The organism is Chryseobacterium carnipullorum, assembly GCF_003815695.1.
Lineage (GTDB): Bacteria > Bacteroidota > Bacteroidia > Flavobacteriales > Weeksellaceae > Chryseobacterium > Chryseobacterium carnipullorum.
This window is the reverse complement of the sequence record NZ_CP033920.1, coordinates 5367451-5385217: the sequence shown is the minus strand read 5'-3', so window position 1 is coordinate 5385217 and position 17767 is coordinate 5367451. Positions and strand designations below refer to the sequence as shown.

Below are 17767 nucleotides of genomic sequence, written 5' to 3'. Positions count from 1 at the left end.
AATGAGAACTTTATTATACACCCTTTTAATATTCACAGCTCAATTTTTCACGGCTCAAACTGCAACCAAAGAACAGATTGTTTCCGATTTACCTGAGATTGAAATTACCGAAGGCATCAACCTGCATATTATCTCGCCTGAGCCCATTCAGTACGTGGATTTGTCAACAGAAAAACTGACTGGAGATTTGCCTTCTACAAACATTGCCAGAATAAAGATCACAGACCATCCTGATTCTGACGAGAAAGGAAAAATCAATATACCTTCCGTTTTTGTTAATGGAAATACTATTGGGATCATTACCGTTGTCGCACAATCTTTCATTGCACAGTATAAAGTGGTGCATAGAAATCAGGATAACCTCAATACGATTACCAATATTCATATACAGCCCGAAGCGATGCAGCCTGTAGAATTTGATAAAATGGTGTTCTCTAATCTTGAACTGAGAAAATTTTCGATGGATATTATTCGAAAAAAATCTGAAAAAAATCCGATTAGAGAAGAAAAAAATCTAAAACTCAGCTTCCAGCTCAATAATGTCTATGTGATGAGTGCTTATATTTTTTTAGATATGACCATCAAGAATAATTCTAATCTGAACTATGATATTGAGGATTTGAAATTCTCCTTGGAAGACAAAAAAATACACAAAGCCACCAATAACCAAAGTGTAGATCTAACACCCATTTTACAGCTCAATCCGCAGAAACACTTCAGAAAAAATTTCAGGAATATTTATGTTTTCAAAAAATTCACTTACCCAAACAGTAAAGTGATGATGATTCGCTTGATTGAAGAACAGCTCTCGGGGCGCACCATAGAAATGAAAGTCAACTATTCAGATATTCTGAAAGCAGATACCTTTTAATATTAAGACTATGGAAAATTTTACAGTTATGCTGTGTTTTGCACTGGTGATATTACTATTTACCTACCATTCTGTTGCTATAATTATTATTTATAAAAAACGAAAAGAATTTATCATTGCCTATAAAAGGGTGTTAAACCTTAAAGATTGGTGTGATAAAATATCTGAAGAGCCAGGTCACTCATACATTATCGAGAGTGTCGAAAAAAGAGGAAATGAATTAATAAATAAATTGAATCTGTTGAATGCCAAACTTGTTAAAATACAGGAACATCATAAAAATTTGCAGGAACGGCAACAGAAGCTACACGATAGTTTACTGGAAGAACACAAATTACTGAATCAATATTTCGAAAATTATTCTTAATGCAAGAGCAACAACACCAAATAAAGATCTATGGCTTTCTACAAAAAGCGGTGTACGCAGTCGTAGCACTCGATTGTGCTTCGCTTTTCTACCTTAATGCCAATGTTCCGGTAGTATCAAACTTGTTGAAAAATTTTTCAAAGTTGAGTTTTATCTACCCTCCTATCAATGCCAAATTTGCAACATTGATTCTGATTGGATTAGTGGCTGTCGGAACAAAAGCCAAGAAAAAGAAAGACCTTAATATTAGTAAAGAGATTATTGCTCCTATGATTTTGGGATTGCTGATGATTTTTTCTTCACTGGTTTGGCAGAATGAGGCAGGAAATGAAAAACTTCCAAGAGTGTTTCCCGGATTTAATCTCTATCAGGGAATCTATGCAGTTCTTTCTTTTTTAGGGGCAGTTATTCTTCAAATGGGTGCAGATAGTATTTCAAAACTGATGCAGCAGAAAATGGGAAAAGACCGATGGAATGTTGAAGAAGAATCTTTCGACCAAAATCAGGAATTGGTAACATCGGATGTCACAATCAATATTCCATACTTGTTCCGTTACAAAAACAAAAGCAATAAAGGTTGGATGAACATCAATCCTTTTAGAGGAACGATGGTCATTGGAACACCAGGTTCTGGTAAATCTTTTGGTGTGATCAATCCTGCCATAAGACAAATGATTGCAAAAGGTTTCTGTCTCTGCATCTACGATTTTAAATTTCCTGATCTAGCACAGATTGCATACTACCATTATTTGTTGAAAAAAAGTAAGGAAGCAGACTACGATTACAATTTCCACGTCATTAATCTGAAAGAGGTTGAAAAATCAAAACGAGTCAATCCATTTCACAAAAAGTACATCCAAACTTTAGCAGAAGCCCAGGAAATGGCAGAATCAATGGTTTCATCTCTACAGAAGGGAGGTTCGAGTTCCGGAGGTGGTTCTGAAGCTTTCTTTACCCAATCCGCCATCAATTTTCTGTCTTCCTGTATTTATTTTTTTGCAACATTTGAAAATGGAAAATATTCTGATCTGCCTCATATTCTTTCCTTTATGAACCGCAGTTATAAAGAAATTTTTGACACACTTTTTACCAACGAAGAAATTTTCTCTTTGCTTTCGCCTTTCAAAACGGCGTATGACAACAAAGCGTTTGATCAGCTGGAAGGACAAATTGGAACTTTGAAAATATTCCTTTCCCGATTGGCAACTAAAGAAAGCTTTTGGGTGTTTTCGGGAGATGAAGTGGAATTGAAGATTACTGATCGTGAAAATCCATCCATTATCATATTAGCATCAGATCCGGGAACACAGGATATTAACTCAGCCCTTTATTCCTCGGTGTTAAACAGGACTTTAAGATTGATCAATTCCAAGCACAATTTACCGGGAGGAATTATCGCAGACGAATTTCCGACGATTTATATTCATAAAATTGATAACATCGTGGCCACTGCAAGAAGCAATAAAGTTGCTGTAATGCTTGGATTACAAGAAATTCCGCAGCTCAGACAGTTCTACAAAAAAGAAGTTGCAGATACTATTTCTGCGATTGTTGGAAATATTATTTCCGGTTCTGCCAGAGACAAAAATACATTGGATTGGTTGGAAAAACTATTTGGGAAAATTAAACAGAAATCATACTCACAATCAATTTCACAGCAAGGGACGACCACCAGTATTAATGAAAAGATGGACAATATGATTCCTGCCGGAAAAATTGCGGCTCTGAAAACCGGAGAAATGGTTGGAATGATCGCACAGGGAGAAGAAAATGATGCTGAGGAATATAAAACGTCTGCAATTAGTGGTAAAATTAACCTGGATATGAAAGCGATTCAAGAAGAAGAAAAAAACTATGTTAAAATGCCATCTTATTACTCTTTTGTAGATAAAAAAGGGGTTAACCGCAAAGAAGAAGTGCTGATGACCAACTTTAGAAAGATCAACAAAGAAGTGGAACTCATTGTGAATGAAAATATTAAAGCTGCGTAAAATGAAAAAACTAAAATACACATTTACATTGATGGCGCTGTTTTACAGCTGCTTATGCTTTGCCCAATTCAATACGATTACACCAACAATACCGAAAAAATCTGAAAATCCAAAGGTATCCGAAAAATCTAATATTGAAGATCCGGTAAAACAAAAGAAGGCTAAGAAATCTTGGAAGCAAGTTTTAAATATCACCACAAAATCAGATTTAAAAAATGAAACCAAAGGTTCGACGAAGTGGTTAACGAGTCAAATAGATTCACTGAAAACACTGATTAAAGAGTATAGCAGTGTAAAAGAAATACGAAAAAATGAGTTTGAAAAACTGAAAGATTCTTTGATGCTGCAAGCACAAAATAGAGTAGAAGAAACAAAGAAAGCATCAAAAAAACAAAACTTTTTTACAACGTATGATTTTGTAGACGAACCTGCAGCATCTTTTTCAAAAATTGTAATGCCTCTTAAAAACAAGATCACCATTACATCTTCTTATGGGACAAGAACTCATCCTATTTTCGGAACAAAAAAAACGCACAACGGCATCGACCTTAAAGCCAGTTATGAGAATGTCTATTCTGTAATGGATGGAATTGTTACAGCAACCGGTTGGGATTCTAAAGGCGGAGGGAATTTCATAAAGGTAAAACATTTTAACCGTTTCGAAACTTCCTATCTACATCTTTCAGAAATGTATTATCGAGCTGGAGAAATAGTAAAAGCTGGATTTGTCATCGGAAAAAGCGGGAATACCGGAAACTCCACAGGACCACATCTGCATTTTTCGGTGAAAGAATTCGGACAAAACATCAATCCTTCTCATTTTTTAAATGACCTCATAAAAGTAAACAATTTAATAGCAACATACAATGAATAACATAACCTTACCTACCGATGAACTGAAAAAATACGGAATTATTAATGAGGATAATTCTTTCTCTAAAAAGCTAAATATAGAGGATGTTCAGAAATTTCTGCAAGGATATACCATCGTTGCAGACCACGACAAAAACAGGGCGACTTTTCAGCTGACTGATAATAATACTAAACTGAAGGTCATCTTTTTGGAAAGAGATAAAAGTATTTCTGACATCCTCGAAAACAGTAAAAATAATATTCAATATACTGATGTCAAGAATGTTTCTAAATCTGAAAATGAACTGAGTTTCGAAAAAAAAGCTTTCATTTTTGACAAAGAGACCGAAAAAGTAGTTGAATTTGATTTCATTAAAAATGCAAGAGAATTGACCGCAATTATTGCAGATAAAAAAAATACAGAAGAACTTAACCGTTACATAGCAGAACTTCTAAAACTTAAATCTTTTCTGCAAGATAAAATTGTTCAGTTCCCAGAAATGGCAAAAGAAATTACGAATGATTTGAATATTGTATCCAAAGAATTTAATACAGTTGCTGGAATCTCTGAAAAGCAAAATCACTCTCAAAAGCAGGAAAAATCAGATTTACAACTAAATGTGAACGACCCTGATGTCTATCAGGATGCCAATCGAATGAGAGATGAGGAAAGCCAAGAGCAGGACGAGGAAATACCAAAGTCAAGAGGTTTTAGAAGATAGCTTAATAGGTGGAAAAAATGGAAGACAATCTAACCTGGTTTGATAAGAATATAGTTCCCAGAACGAAGGCTTATAAAAATTTTGTGAAGGAAATTGAAAACACTTCACCTGAACAGTTTTTTCGGGACGGAGAGAGGCTGTTTACCGATAGAGAGAAAAAGTTTATGGCAATTCATCAATCTAAGGGAAAAGAATTTATTCAAGGTTCAAATTTTACATTGAAAACATTTTTCAATTCAAATCAGGGTTTCCCTATTGAGGATAAATTTAATACTACCGCTGAATTAGTCAGATTTATTGAAAAGCAGCAACTAGCCAATAAACATTTGATTTTGCAAAATAACAGGGAGTCTACTGAAATTGCTATAAGTAATGAGTCCATAAAACAGAAATTTCTCTCTGATCTCTGGGCTCAGGAATTGGAGAAAAAAACTGATTTAAGTTCCGGATTGACCTATACGCAAATTGATGAAAAGCAAGCTCATCATTATCGAAATTATGAAGTTGAAGCTGTAAAGTTATCATTAGAAGGGGTTCATCAAATTGAAATGACTGATCTGGAAGAAAATGCAGACTTTTTTTCAGATGAAGGCTTTGAAGAAAATTTAACCCCTGCATCTGACCTTCCGGACGGCTGGACCTGGAACGATTACGATGATGGGAGTGGCTCGCTGAAGAGTCCAAGCGGTCATAGGTATTACAGCTATGATCTGCAAACTCAGGAATATACATTACCGTACGGTCGGCGAGAATGGACAGGTATGAGAGATTTTTATGATGCTCCAAAAAGTTTGAACGAATTCAAAAGCTATGTCGAAAACGACTTAAAAGCAAAAGCGGTGCAAAATAATCTTTATCCGAAACTTTCCGAAGAGGAAAAAAATGATATTCTCAAATACAGGATCTTTATGAAAGAAAACGAATTCATACTGGAGAACTTGCAGATCACAGCGAGCCAAAGAAAAGCTTATTCAGAGAAAATGGAATTCGGAACAACAGATGGAGATTATTCTCTTACAAAGGCACAAATGGACACAATCCCAAATGTTATTGATGGTCATACGTTGTCAAAAAATGACAAATACGAATTGGCTTTCGGCCTATTGGAAAAACAGCTATATGGGGAATCCTACGAATTATTGGATAGCGGTGAAATTCTAAAAAATTATCTGGATGAAAATGTTTTTTCAAGAAACAGAATATTAACAATGAATGATATAAAATTTAACAATCAAACCCCAAACATTATGGAAACACAGAACGAATATGAACCATCTCAGTATCCGAAATTTCAATTAAAATATCTTGGTTTCGGAGAAGGAGAACAACTGCACAAAGATTTAGAAAACGGAATTAATGCTCCCGAAAAAGAGTTCGAAATTAAAACCACTTCCGACAAAACGATGCCCGGAAATGAAATGGAATTCACGTTAAAATTCAATAAGATAGAAAATGGAAGTGTCTTTATGAATTTTTATAATGCTAAACTCACTAAAGCAAATGGCGACGTTATCTCCCACAATTTTCCTGTTAACAGGGTGAATACATTTACTGCTAAAGAAGCAGTCAACCTTTTGGAAGGGCGTACGGTAAAAATACAATTTCACAATCCGAAAACAGAAAAAATAGAACCTGCATTTGCCAAACTGAATTTTAACGAACCCAAAACCGAAAAAGGAAATTACAATTTCCAGAATTTTTACAAAAATTATGGAGTTGATACGGCTCAGATCGTAGAAAAATCCAAACTGATCTTCGATAAGCCGGAATGGAAGGAAAGTACCATAAAATCTTTGGAAAAAGGAAATATCGTGAAGGTAAAATTTGAATTGGATGATAAAGTAATAGAAGGCAAAGCGGTGCTGAATCCGCAATACAAAAATCTGAATCTGTATGATTCTGATATGAACAGAATCAATACCAACAAGCCTTTAGAAGGTTTGGAACAAGACAACAAGCACGAAAAAAATAACGTGAAAGAACAAAGTATTAAACGATAGATAACACTTACAACCAATCATTTATTTCCCAGCGGTAAGTCAAATTAATTAGGCTGCCGCTTTTTTAAACCCTATATCTATGAAAAAACTTTTAATACTACCCAGCTTGTTTTTTCTTTTTGTAAGCACTTCCTGCCACAAAGAAATCAAATCCGAAAAAGGAGGAATCGATGTTGTCTCCAATGTATATTTTGATGTTTCCAAAAATCTGAACAATATCCAAAGTTTTCATTTGTCAAGCCTTAATTATTCAGGAGATTCCATAATAGAAAGGATTCCGGATGTTGATGCTCCCGAAATAACCCAACAGATTTATTTCATTAAAGATTCATTGTGCTATACTATTGAAAATGAAAATCCCGGCAAAATTATTCTGTCAGACATCATAAAGAAACAAAAGCCGCTTTCGGTTGAAAAGAAAAAAGGAGGAACATTGTTTTCTCAGGAAAAAATCCCCAATTACAGAAACAGAAAAAATCTGAATGATACGGTTTTGTTTAAGAAAAAATACAAACGATTTGAAATCAACTCACCTTGGATGTACACCCGGTTTTACATTTATCCAACGGATACTATTTTACCGTACTCTATTTACAAACACGCGGAAAAGGACTACCACGGAAGGCTCGAAAGGATTGATTCTTACAATAAAAAGACGGACATATTCGTGACGCTTCAATTAATATCAAGAAAAAACTGGGACAGTGAAGCCAAAGAAATTTTTGAATTTAACCACTTCATAAAAAACAGAAAAAAGTGAAAGATGAAGATTTTTTTAATGAGATAAATGATGACATTTCTGTAGTTGAAGGAAATAAAAAGGAACTTATTGTTTTCACAAACAGTAAGGATATGCTTTCATTCTTGGAGCTTCTTCAATTGAACAAGCAAGTCAATAATAGAACAATTATTACCTTAAATTCCGGTTCCAATAGCAAAAAGTTCCTCAATAGATACCAGAATTATGATGGCAAAATGTTTTTATGTCTGAGCGGGGACAGAACAGGAAATGCAATAACCAGAAAAATTCTTACAGAATTTAATGGCAAAAATATCAAAGACGTTCGTCCGTTGTATGAAATTTCTGAAAATGGGAATCAAGACCTGACCGAATATTTAGAGAATAAACTCAATTTTCAAGATAAAAATACTAATTTAGTTGAACCAAAAATTTCTGAAAATGAAAGCAATGCAATTGAATCCGGAACAACATCCGATCCTCAGCAAGTGGGAAACGGAACACCTGAACAAAACACTGGAGAACTTGGCTCAAAAATCCAATCCGAGCAAAACGGAAGTTACGAAAGCGGACAAGCAGTGGGCAGCAACAATGCTGGAAATGGACTTGCAGGCACAGAACGGAGCGATTTGGGAAACCGAAACCGAGGAAGAGGATCCAATGGAGGAACACAACCGCAAAATGATGAAAAAAATGAGGGAAGAGAATATTCCTTGGGCGGAATCGTATCCGGGAGAGCTATATCCGATAGAAGAAGATCCGATAGAAGACCTTCCGAGGTAAGTGAAAATTCAACAAATAAGGTAGAGCTAGATGTTCTCATTTCAAAATATAAAGGGCGAAAACTTAATAATGAACAAGTTGCGGAAGTAGTTTCTGCAGCTTGTTTTGTTTCTAATGACAACAGAATTCTTCTCAAAGAAAATCTGAAAGTCACGGATGATTTAAAAGAAATCTGCAATCAATTCCAAAGTGGCGGAACCGCAAAAGAAGGCAGAGGGATTTTAGATGAATATTACACACAAGATAAAATTGTCGATGCAGTCCGCAATTTAATCAAAGACCATTTCAAAACTCAAAAAGAAATTTCTGTTTTAGAACCCAGCGTTGGTACAGGAAATTTTATCTATGCCACTCGCGAATTATCTGTAAATTCTAAAATTACAGGCTTTGAAATCAACGAAACCACGGCGAAAATTGCAAAAATTCTACATCCCGAAGTCGAGATCAACCTTCGTTCGTTTGAAACTGAATTTATTGATGACAGAGGTAATAAAAAAGACTCAAAAGATTTTTCAGAAAGATATGATTTGGTCATCGGAAATCCGCCTTATGGCGAACATCGTGGGCTTTACAAAGGATTAGGCGAAGAACCTAAAATTTCAAAATACGAAGATTATTTTGTTAAACGGTCATTAGATTCTTTGAAACCCAACGGCGTTTTGGCGATGGTTCTTCCATCAGGTTGGCTCAACCGACAAAAGAATTTACAGAATGCTAGTGTTTTGGAAGGTTTCCGTTTACCCAATGGCGCTTTTGCAGGAACACAAATCGGAACGGATATTATCATTCTCAAAAAAAACAATCACCAGATTTCTGCGGATATTTCCAAATATTTTGAAAATAATCACACAAGAGTTCTCGGGGAAAACCGTGAGAAAACCAATCGTTTTGGGCGTTTGGAAAATTATATCCACGGAAATTTGGATGAAGCTCTCTTTAAGATTGAACAATTTAAAAATAAAAAAGAAACCGAGAGAATCGGAAATCTTTTTGAAGATTTGTTTTTAGAAAATACTGAGTCCAATTCTGTTACAAAAGTTCCTGTAAAAAAAGAAATTATTGCGGAGAAAATAGATGAGTTGAATTTAACAGAAACTCAAGAAAAAATTGAATTGGTACTTTCTAAACTCAATAACATCAAGTTTAAATCTCCCACCATTACGACTGAAATAAGAAAGTATGAAAAACTGCGCGAAGATTTAATCACAAAACCAGCATCGTTTTCAGAAGAAAAATTAAAAGAATTGATAGAAAAAAGTGATAGAATAATTTCTATTCACAATACGAGAACTGAGAAGGAATATAAAGTCCAAACGGAGCCTTCCATAAAGAAAGGAATTTTAAAATATCAATTCTCCAAACAGGATGAAATTGTAAATACTTCCTTGCAAAATAGTTCAAACATTACGAAAGAACAAATTGAAGCATTCAGAGATACATCTTACGATGGAACGCTCAACAATCACGAAAAACATTCCAAATTTTCAAATTATTCTGATGGAGTTTGGATTCACGATTTTTATTATGCAGAAGGAAATATTTATGCGAAGTTAGAGCAGCTCGAAAAAGATTTTGCAGATAAAAATGCTGTTGGTGGAACGGAAAATCAGTACGAAAAACAAAAAGCATTATTAGAAAATGTTCTACCAAAAGCGAAATCTTTAGATGAAATTTATATCAGTCCGAACCACGAGTTCGTGCACAAATTTGAGTTAGGCCAAATAGAAAAAGACCAATATAATCATATTACAAAACGTACCGAATCAGTCATTGTAGATTACAATCTTGCGGAAAGATTCAAAGACTTTGTAGGCACTTTGTCAAGTGAAGCCTTTGCGGGTTCTTCAGCTTGGGAAGTGCGAAGCTTTGTAGATAATGAAACGGTTACAGGAAGCGATAAAGAGCGAAATGCGTTAGTCAGAGAAAGACGAAAAGCTGCTGCGAATGATTTGTTTTACAAATTTGTACGTGAAGAATTATCAGATGACATTAGAACTCGTTTTGTAAAAGATTTTAACCGCAATTACAATAACATCCACGTTCCGGATTATTCTAAATTCCCATTGTTTTCAAAGATTCATAAGAATTTCAAAGGAAAGGAATTTAGATTAGCAGAGGTTCAGAAGGCGGGAATCGGAAGACAGACCACAAAAGGCGTAGGACTTTTAGCGCACGAAGTGGGTTATGGAAAAACATTGTCCGGAATCCTTTCAATGCACGAAGCAATGGAAAGAGGAAATGCGAAAAGACCAATCATCGTAGTTCCGAATGACAGCATTATGAAACAATGGGTGGAAACGATTTTTGAAACGATTCCCAACGCGAAAGTTAATGTTTTAGGGAATTTGGGGAAAGATTATGACCTTTCAAAATTTGATAATAAAGACGGAGAAATAACCATCGTTACTTATGAAGGTTTTAACAATATTGGATTTTCATCAGAAATAACCGAAGAACTTTCGTCAAAATTCAGTTACATCTCTGCAAGTGAAATGAAGGGCGTTACCAATACCGAAAGAGACCTCCAAATTGAGTTTCAGAAAGAAAAGGAGATTGAGGGAAAAATGAAGCGTGGTAAAATCTATGACTGGGAAGATTTTGGATTCGACCATTTGACTTACGACGAAGTTCACAATGCCAATCATATTGTAGGAAAAGTAAAAATTGAGGACCGAAGATTTGCGTCCGATTTTAGAAGTCAAAACCAACAGACTTCCAAACTGGGAATCAATACCTGGATGGCAGCTCAGTACATTCAAGACAAAAACGACGGAAGAAATGTGACCTTGCTTTCCGCAACGCCTTTTACCAACAAGCCTTTGGAATATTATTCCATTCTTTCTTTAATAGCAAATAAAAGATTAGAAGAATCGGGATATTTCAACGTCAATACTTTCTTCGAGACCTTTATGGAAGCGGATAATGATATGGAAATTGATGCAAAGGGTGATGTGAAATTTAAAGCCAACGTTCGGAGATTTAAAAATAATTCGCTGTTTCAACAATTACTTTCGGAATTCATTGATATAAAAGGAGAAGAAGACAATCCTGAATTAATTCGTCCCAACAAAATTAACAAAGAATATAAAATTGAACAGAATGATCTCACAAGAGAACAGTATGAGCTGCTCAATGAAAATTTCAGTGAGACTGAAAAAGGAGCAATTTTAACACATATTCTCAATGCCAGATTGATTGCTATTTCACCGTATTTATCGCCATTTTATGATGGCGAAGAACCTTCAATAAAAAAATTCATAGAAAATTCTCCGAAGTTAAAAGACACGATGGATTTGATAAGGCAGAACAAAAAAGATCTTCCTGACTCAGGACAAATTGTGTATTCTGAATTAGCAGTTGCTCAGTTTCCAAAAATAAAAGAATATCTCATAACAGAAATTGGTTACAAACCCGAAGAAATCGGAATCATTACCGGGGCGACCAATAAAAACCAAAGAATTTCTATTCAAAATGATTTTAATGAAGGAAAAATAAAAGTAGTTATTGGAAGTGAAGCCATTCAGGAAGGAATGAACCTTCAGGAAAACACAACCGATGTTTATATGCTTACGTTGCCATATAATTTTACGTCACTCCGACAAGTGGAAGGACGAGCCTGGAGGCAAGGAAACAAGAACGAAAATGTGCGGGTTAATTTTATGCTGACCAATGACAGTATTGATGTGTTTATGCTTCAAAAACTGCAATCCAAACAGGCAAGATATTTAGAAGCAATGAAAAAAGGAGCCGATGTTTTGGATATTTCAGACATCAGGACTCAAGAATTAAAAACCTCCATCATTACCAATCCCGAAACCAGAGCCAATATCGAAATCGAACTCATTAAAAAGAAGATTGAAAGTGAAAAAAATAAACATTTGGCCGATAGTGCATTTGTTCTGAGAAAATATGAAGATGTTTTGAAAGTAAAAGAATTGGTAACCCAAGCCGAGCATTCATATAATAGAATTGAAGGCTATTCGAAAAATGGCGATGCAAATGCTGAATATTGGGCAACCCAATTACCATCATATCAAAAAACAATTGAACTTCATAAAGTTCAAGTACAAGAAGTAATTGAAAATTTAGCTCAGAAAGGAATAGATGTTACTCAAATTGAATATCAAACCAAAATGACTGAAGATAAAATTGCGGAACTGGATAAAAAGCTGGAAGAGCTTCCAGCAGTTAGAGAAAATTTAGTAGTTCAATACAGAATAGAAAAAGAGGAACAGCTTAAAGCGAATGAAAATAGAAATTATGTGAGAGAAAGAGCGAGGGAAAATACAGTTTTATATAACAATTTAACAACAGTAGATTTTATAGATAAAGTATTAAACCAAAAAGAGAATATTTACTTAGATAATTTTCAGAATGTTGTCCGAAGAAGGTAGTTATTTATTTGTATATAGCTTAGTAAGATATATTTATATTGATTGTTTAGTACGGATTATTAAAAGAGATTTGTGCTTTGTAAGATACTGTAGTATAAATAATTTTTTTTAAAAGTCTTGTTAGTAATAAATTTTAAAAAAATAGATAAAATTTAATATATATTTATAAATATAAAATAATTAACTTTGTCGCATGAATTTTCTAAGATTGCTTTTTACAGTCTACTTCATGGCATTATCATTAATGCCATGCATGGATGTTGCAAAAGCGCAATCAAAAAATGAAAATGTATCATATTCCTATATAAAATCTGAGCAAAACGATGCTCATTCAAAAACAGATTCTTGTTCTCCTTTTTGTTATTGTAATTGCTGCAGAATCAGCGTTACTTCGCTCAAAATAAATCCTGTTTTAGAATATCGTAAACAGATAAAAGAGTACTATTCTAAAAAAATTCTTTTCATAAAGAATGACTTTGCATATTTGGTGTACGATCAGATATGGCAACCTCCTAAAATATAATTTTTGTTAATCAGACGGAAGAATTGTCTTTCGTCAAAACAGTTATGGAAACATTGCAATAGCATTGCGTTGTATTCTTACTCATTTTTGTCGCTCGATTTTTAGAACAAATAGTTGTTCCAAAAGGTAGTTGTGACATTCAATAAAAATTATATTCTCATGTTAGATAAAATCATAAGATTTAGCATCAAGAACAAGATTGTCATTGGTATAATGACCTTGTTGTTGATTATTTGGGGAGTTTGGAGCGCAACCAAACTTCCGATCGATGCCACACCCGACATCACCAACAATCAGGTTCAAATAATCACGGTATGTCCTACTTTGGCCGGTCAGGAAGTTGAACAGTTGGTGACATTCCCTATAGAACAGAGTATTGCTAATGTTCCTGATATTGAGGAGACCAGAAGTATTTCACGATTCGGTTTGTCTGTAATCACTGTTGTATTTAAAGAAGAGGTTGACGTTTATTTTGCCCGCCAATTGATCAGTGAAAAGCTGAAGCAGGCTGCTGAAGAAATTCCAAAAGGAATTGGCACACCAGAGTTGGCTCCGGTAAGTACAGGACTTGGGGAAGTATATCAATACATCCTTCATCCAAAGAAAGGAAGTGAGAAAAAATACGATTCCAAAGAACTTCGTACAATGCAGGACTGGATCGTTCGAAGACAGCTTAATGGTACTCCCGGAGTTGCAGAGATTAACAGCTTCGGAGGACAGCTAAAACAATATGAGGTCGCTGTTAACCCTGATCGTCTACGAGCGATGGGAGTTAGTATTTCTGATATTTTTGCAGCTCTTGAAAAAAATAATCAGAACACAGGCGGAGCCTACATTGACAAAAAGCCTAATGCTTATTTTATCCGTGGAATTGGACTTGTGACCTCTCTTGAAGATGTTGGGAATGTTGTAGTTAAAAATGAAACAGGGAGTGTGCCTATATTCATTAAAGATGTTGCTGAGGTTCGTTTGGGAAGTGCGGTTCGATATGGTGCCATGACATTTAATGGTGAGGTGGATGCTGTAGGTGGAGTGGTGATGATGCTTAAAGGTGCTAATAGTAATGAGGTAGTGCAATTAATCAAAGAAAAAATACCAACTATTCAAAAATCTTTACCTACTGATGTGATTATTGAGCCTTATTTAGACAGAACTAATCTAGTTGGCAGAGCTATTGATACTGTCGAGAAAAATCTTATCGAAGGAGCGTTGATAGTGATTTTTGTGCTGGTAGTATTTCTCGGTAATTTACGAGCCGGTCTTATTGTGGCATCTGCCATTCCGTTGTCCTTACTCTTTGCTTTGGGAATGATGAACGTTTTCGGAGTAAGTGCCAACTTAATGAGTTTAGGGGCGATTGATTTTGGATTAATTGTCGACGGAGCTGTTATTATTGTTGAAGCGACTCTTCATCACTTAGGATTGCGGAAAACAACACGTCTTCTTACCCAGTCTGAGATGGATGAAGAGGTATTTCTTTCAGCTTCTAAAATCAGAAGCAGCGCAGCATTTGGGGAGATTATTATTTTGATTGTCTACATTCCTATTTTAACGTTAGTAGGTGTTGAGGGTAAGATGTTTACTCCGATGGCTAAAACTGTAGGTTTTGCAATCTTTGGTGCATTGATATTATCATTGACCTATATTCCAATGATGAGTGCACTTTTTTTATCGAAGAAAATCTCGCATAAAGAAAATTTCTCAGATAAAATGATGAACCGACTCCAAAAAATCTATCAACCTCTACTAGAGAAAGCTTTAAAAGTAAAATATTGGTTAGTAAGTGTTACTGTTGCATTATTTGCAGTTTCATTATTTATATTTGGAAGAATGGGGGGCGAGTTTATCCCTCAACTCCAAGAAGGTGATTTTGCTTTTCACTGTATTCTTCCACAGGGAAGTTCATTAAGTCAGAGTATTGAAACCTCTATGCAGGCCTCCAGGCTGATCAAGCAGTTTGACGAAGTTAAAATGGTTGTAGGGAAGACCGGTGCTGCTGAAGTGCCTACTGATCCAATGCCTCCTGAAGCTACTGATATGATGGTGATCTTAAAACCGCAAAGTGAATGGAAAACAAAAAAATCATATGATGAATTAGCAGATGAGATCTCTGAAAAGCTTGAAGCTATTCCCGGGGTATTTTTCGAAAAAAATCAACCGATCCAGATGCGTTTCAATGAGTTGATGACAGGAATCAGACAAGATGTAGCGGTTAAAATTTTCGGTGAAAATTTAGATTCTTTAGCGATATATGCGGATAAAACAGCAAAAATTATTCAGTCTGTTAATGGTGCGAGTGCTCCACAGATCGAACGTGTTAGTGGTCTTCCGCAAATTAATGTTGAATATGACCGCACAAGAATGGCTAATTACGGGCTGAATATTGAAGACGTAAATACTGCTGTAAGTACTGCTTTTGCAGGTCAGGCTGCAGGTCAGGTATTTGAGAATGAAAGAAGGTTTGATCTGGTGGTTCGTTTGGATAGTTTACATAGAACCAGTATTGATGATGTCAACAATCTGATGGTGTCTACGAAGACAGGAATACAGATCCCGCTTTCACAGGTGTCCAATATCAATTATAAACTTGGCCCCGCACAGATTAGTCGTGAGGCAGGTAAAAGGAGAATCGTCATTGGTTTTAACGTAAAAGGCCGAGATGTAGAAAGTGTAGTAGAAGAAATCCAGCAGAAGCTTAATAAAGAAAAATTACCATCAGGATATTATTATACATATGGCGGACAGTTTGAGAACCTTAAAGCTGCCAGTAAACGACTGACCATTGCTGTTCCGGTATCCTTATTCCTGATATTTATGCTGTTGTATTTTACGTTCGGCTCATTAAAGCAGGCTACGCTAATCTTTACTGCAATCCCGATGAGTGCGATTGGCGGCGTATTTGCGTTAATGCTGCGTGGCATGCCTTTCAGTATCAGCGCAGGAATTGGCTTTATTGCCTTATTTGGAGTAGCTGTACTTAATGGAATTGTTTTAATCGGAACTTTCAACCAATTAGAGAAGGAAGGTGAAACCAATATTTTAAAGCGTGTGATGGAAGGAACTAAAACTCGTTTAAGACCTGTTTTAATGACCGCTACAGTTGCTTCATTAGGGTTTTTACCCATGGCAATTTCAACTGGAGCCGGCGCAGAAGTTCAGAAACCTTTGGCTACCGTTGTAATCGGGGGACTGGTAACAGCAACCTTCTTAACTCTGTTTGTTTTACCGATGTTATACATTATCTTTAGTACTAAATTAAAGATCAAAAACATTTCAGGTAATAAACCCCTGACTGCTGTTTTAGTTTTAGGTTTCCTTTTCTTTGGACAAACCTTCAATGCACAACAGGGTAACCCTTTAACAGTTGCGGAAGCAACGAACATCGCATTAAGCAACAATAATTTAATGCGGTCGAGAGATCTGGATATTAAGGTAACAGAAGCACTGAAACCTACTGCTAAAGAACTTCCAAAAATGAGTGTAGATGCTCAGTTAGGGCAATATAACAGTAAAAAATTCGATCAGTCTTTTTCTATATCTCAAAGTATTCCATTTCCAACATTGTTCAAAGCTCGAAGAGAGCTCATTGCGGAACAGATTAAAGGAAAACAAATCAATAAGGAGATTTCAGCCAATGAACTTGCGAGACAGGTGAGGACTTATTACTATCAGATCGAGTATCTGCAATTTAACCAGTCAAAATTAAAAAATCTGGATAGTTTATATCAGGATTTTATAAGAATTGCGACGGTCAGATTTAAATCAGGAGATATAAAAAAGATTGAAATCAATACTGCAGAAACTCAGAAAGGTGAGATCAGTTTACTGTTAAAACAAAATGAAGTTTATTTGAATAATGCATATAAAAACCTAAAAACATTATTAAATACTTCGGGGGATATCTCAGTTCCTTACAACACAAATTATGAACCTTTGAAAGCTAATTATGTACTTGACAGCACTTCGATAGCAAATCATCCAACGGTAAGATCTTACTATCAGGAGATGGCTATAGCAGAAAAAAATAAAAATGTTGAGAGGTCTTTAGGTCTGCCTGATTTCAGTATCGGTTACACCAATCAGTCCTTAATCGGTACTCAGACGATCAATGGTATGGATCAGAATTTTAATGCTGGAAATAGATTTCATGCGGCAACAATTGGCGTTACGATCCCTCTCACTTTCGGTGCTACGAAAGCGAGAATCCAGTCTTGGGAGTTTCAAAAGCAAGTAGCGGAATCTAATGCAAAATTGCAGCAAAAACAGCTGGAAGCACAACTGCAAAATGCTTTGAATCAATATCAGCAGGATGTAGAGCAGTACAACTATTATGTTAATCAGGCAATCCCCAATGCTGAGAAAATAGCTAAAGCCGGACAATTAGGATATAAAACAGGAGAAATTTCCTATGTTGAGCTTCTTTTTGCGCTTCAGACTTCCACGAATATTCAATTAAAATATCTGGAATCCATTCAACAGGTTAATCAATCTGTTATTACCATTAATTCAATCATAAACAAATAAA

At 35.4% G+C, this 17767-nt stretch carries 10 protein-coding genes; all 10 read left to right on the top strand.

Going from position 1 to position 17767, the window contains the following annotated elements; genetic code table 11:
- The first annotated feature begins 1 nt into the window (after position 1).
- The 10 genes from EG346_RS24290 (at position 2) to EG346_RS24245 (ending at position 17766) form a co-directional block, all read left to right on the top strand.
- Entirely contained in the window at positions 2-871 is an 870-nt protein-coding gene (locus EG346_RS24290; RefSeq protein ID WP_028123306.1) for a DUF4138 domain-containing protein, read from the top strand.
- Positions 872-881: 10 nt separating this feature from the next.
- Positions 882-1238 carry a hypothetical protein gene (locus EG346_RS24285; protein ID WP_028123307.1) on the top strand — a complete coding sequence of 119 codons (357 nt, stop codon included), beginning with the start codon at positions 882-884 and terminating at the stop codon, positions 1236-1238.
- Positions 1238-3229: a type IV secretory system conjugative DNA transfer family protein gene (locus EG346_RS24280; RefSeq protein ID WP_034975924.1), complete on the top strand. Its 1992-nt coding sequence runs from the start codon at positions 1238-1240 to the stop codon at positions 3227-3229. The genes EG346_RS24285 and EG346_RS24280 overlap by 1 nt, the downstream gene beginning before the upstream one ends.
- A gap of 1 nt (position 3230) precedes the next feature.
- Positions 3231-4103, top strand: a complete 873-nt coding sequence (locus tag EG346_RS24275; protein ID WP_051879935.1) for a M23 family metallopeptidase — start codon at positions 3231-3233, stop codon at positions 4101-4103.
- Positions 4096-4803: a hypothetical protein gene (locus EG346_RS24270; protein ID WP_034975922.1), complete on the top strand. Its 708-nt coding sequence runs from the start codon at positions 4096-4098 to the stop codon at positions 4801-4803. The genes EG346_RS24275 and EG346_RS24270 overlap by 8 nt, the downstream gene beginning before the upstream one ends.
- Positions 4804-4820: 17 nt before the next feature.
- Entirely contained in the window at positions 4821-6803 is a 1983-nt protein-coding gene (locus EG346_RS24265; protein ID WP_051879934.1) for a hypothetical protein, read from the top strand.
- Between the two features lie 79 nt (positions 6804-6882).
- Positions 6883-7563, top strand: a complete 681-nt coding sequence (locus EG346_RS24260) for a hypothetical protein (protein ID WP_034975921.1) — start codon at positions 6883-6885, stop codon at positions 7561-7563.
- Positions 7560-12719, top strand: a complete 5160-nt coding sequence (locus EG346_RS24255) for a helicase-like domain-containing protein (RefSeq protein ID WP_042279187.1) — start codon at positions 7560-7562, stop codon at positions 12717-12719. Before EG346_RS24260 ends, EG346_RS24255 begins: the two co-directional genes overlap by 4 nt.
- Positions 12720-12912: 193 nt before the next feature.
- Entirely contained in the window at positions 12913-13242 is a 330-nt protein-coding gene (locus EG346_RS25445; RefSeq protein ID WP_072410597.1) for a DUF6660 family protein, read from the top strand.
- Between the two features lie 159 nt (positions 13243-13401).
- Entirely contained in the window at positions 13402-17766 is a 4365-nt protein-coding gene (locus tag EG346_RS24245) for a CusA/CzcA family heavy metal efflux RND transporter (protein ID WP_123882488.1), read from the top strand.
- Position 17767: the final 1 nt, after the last annotated feature.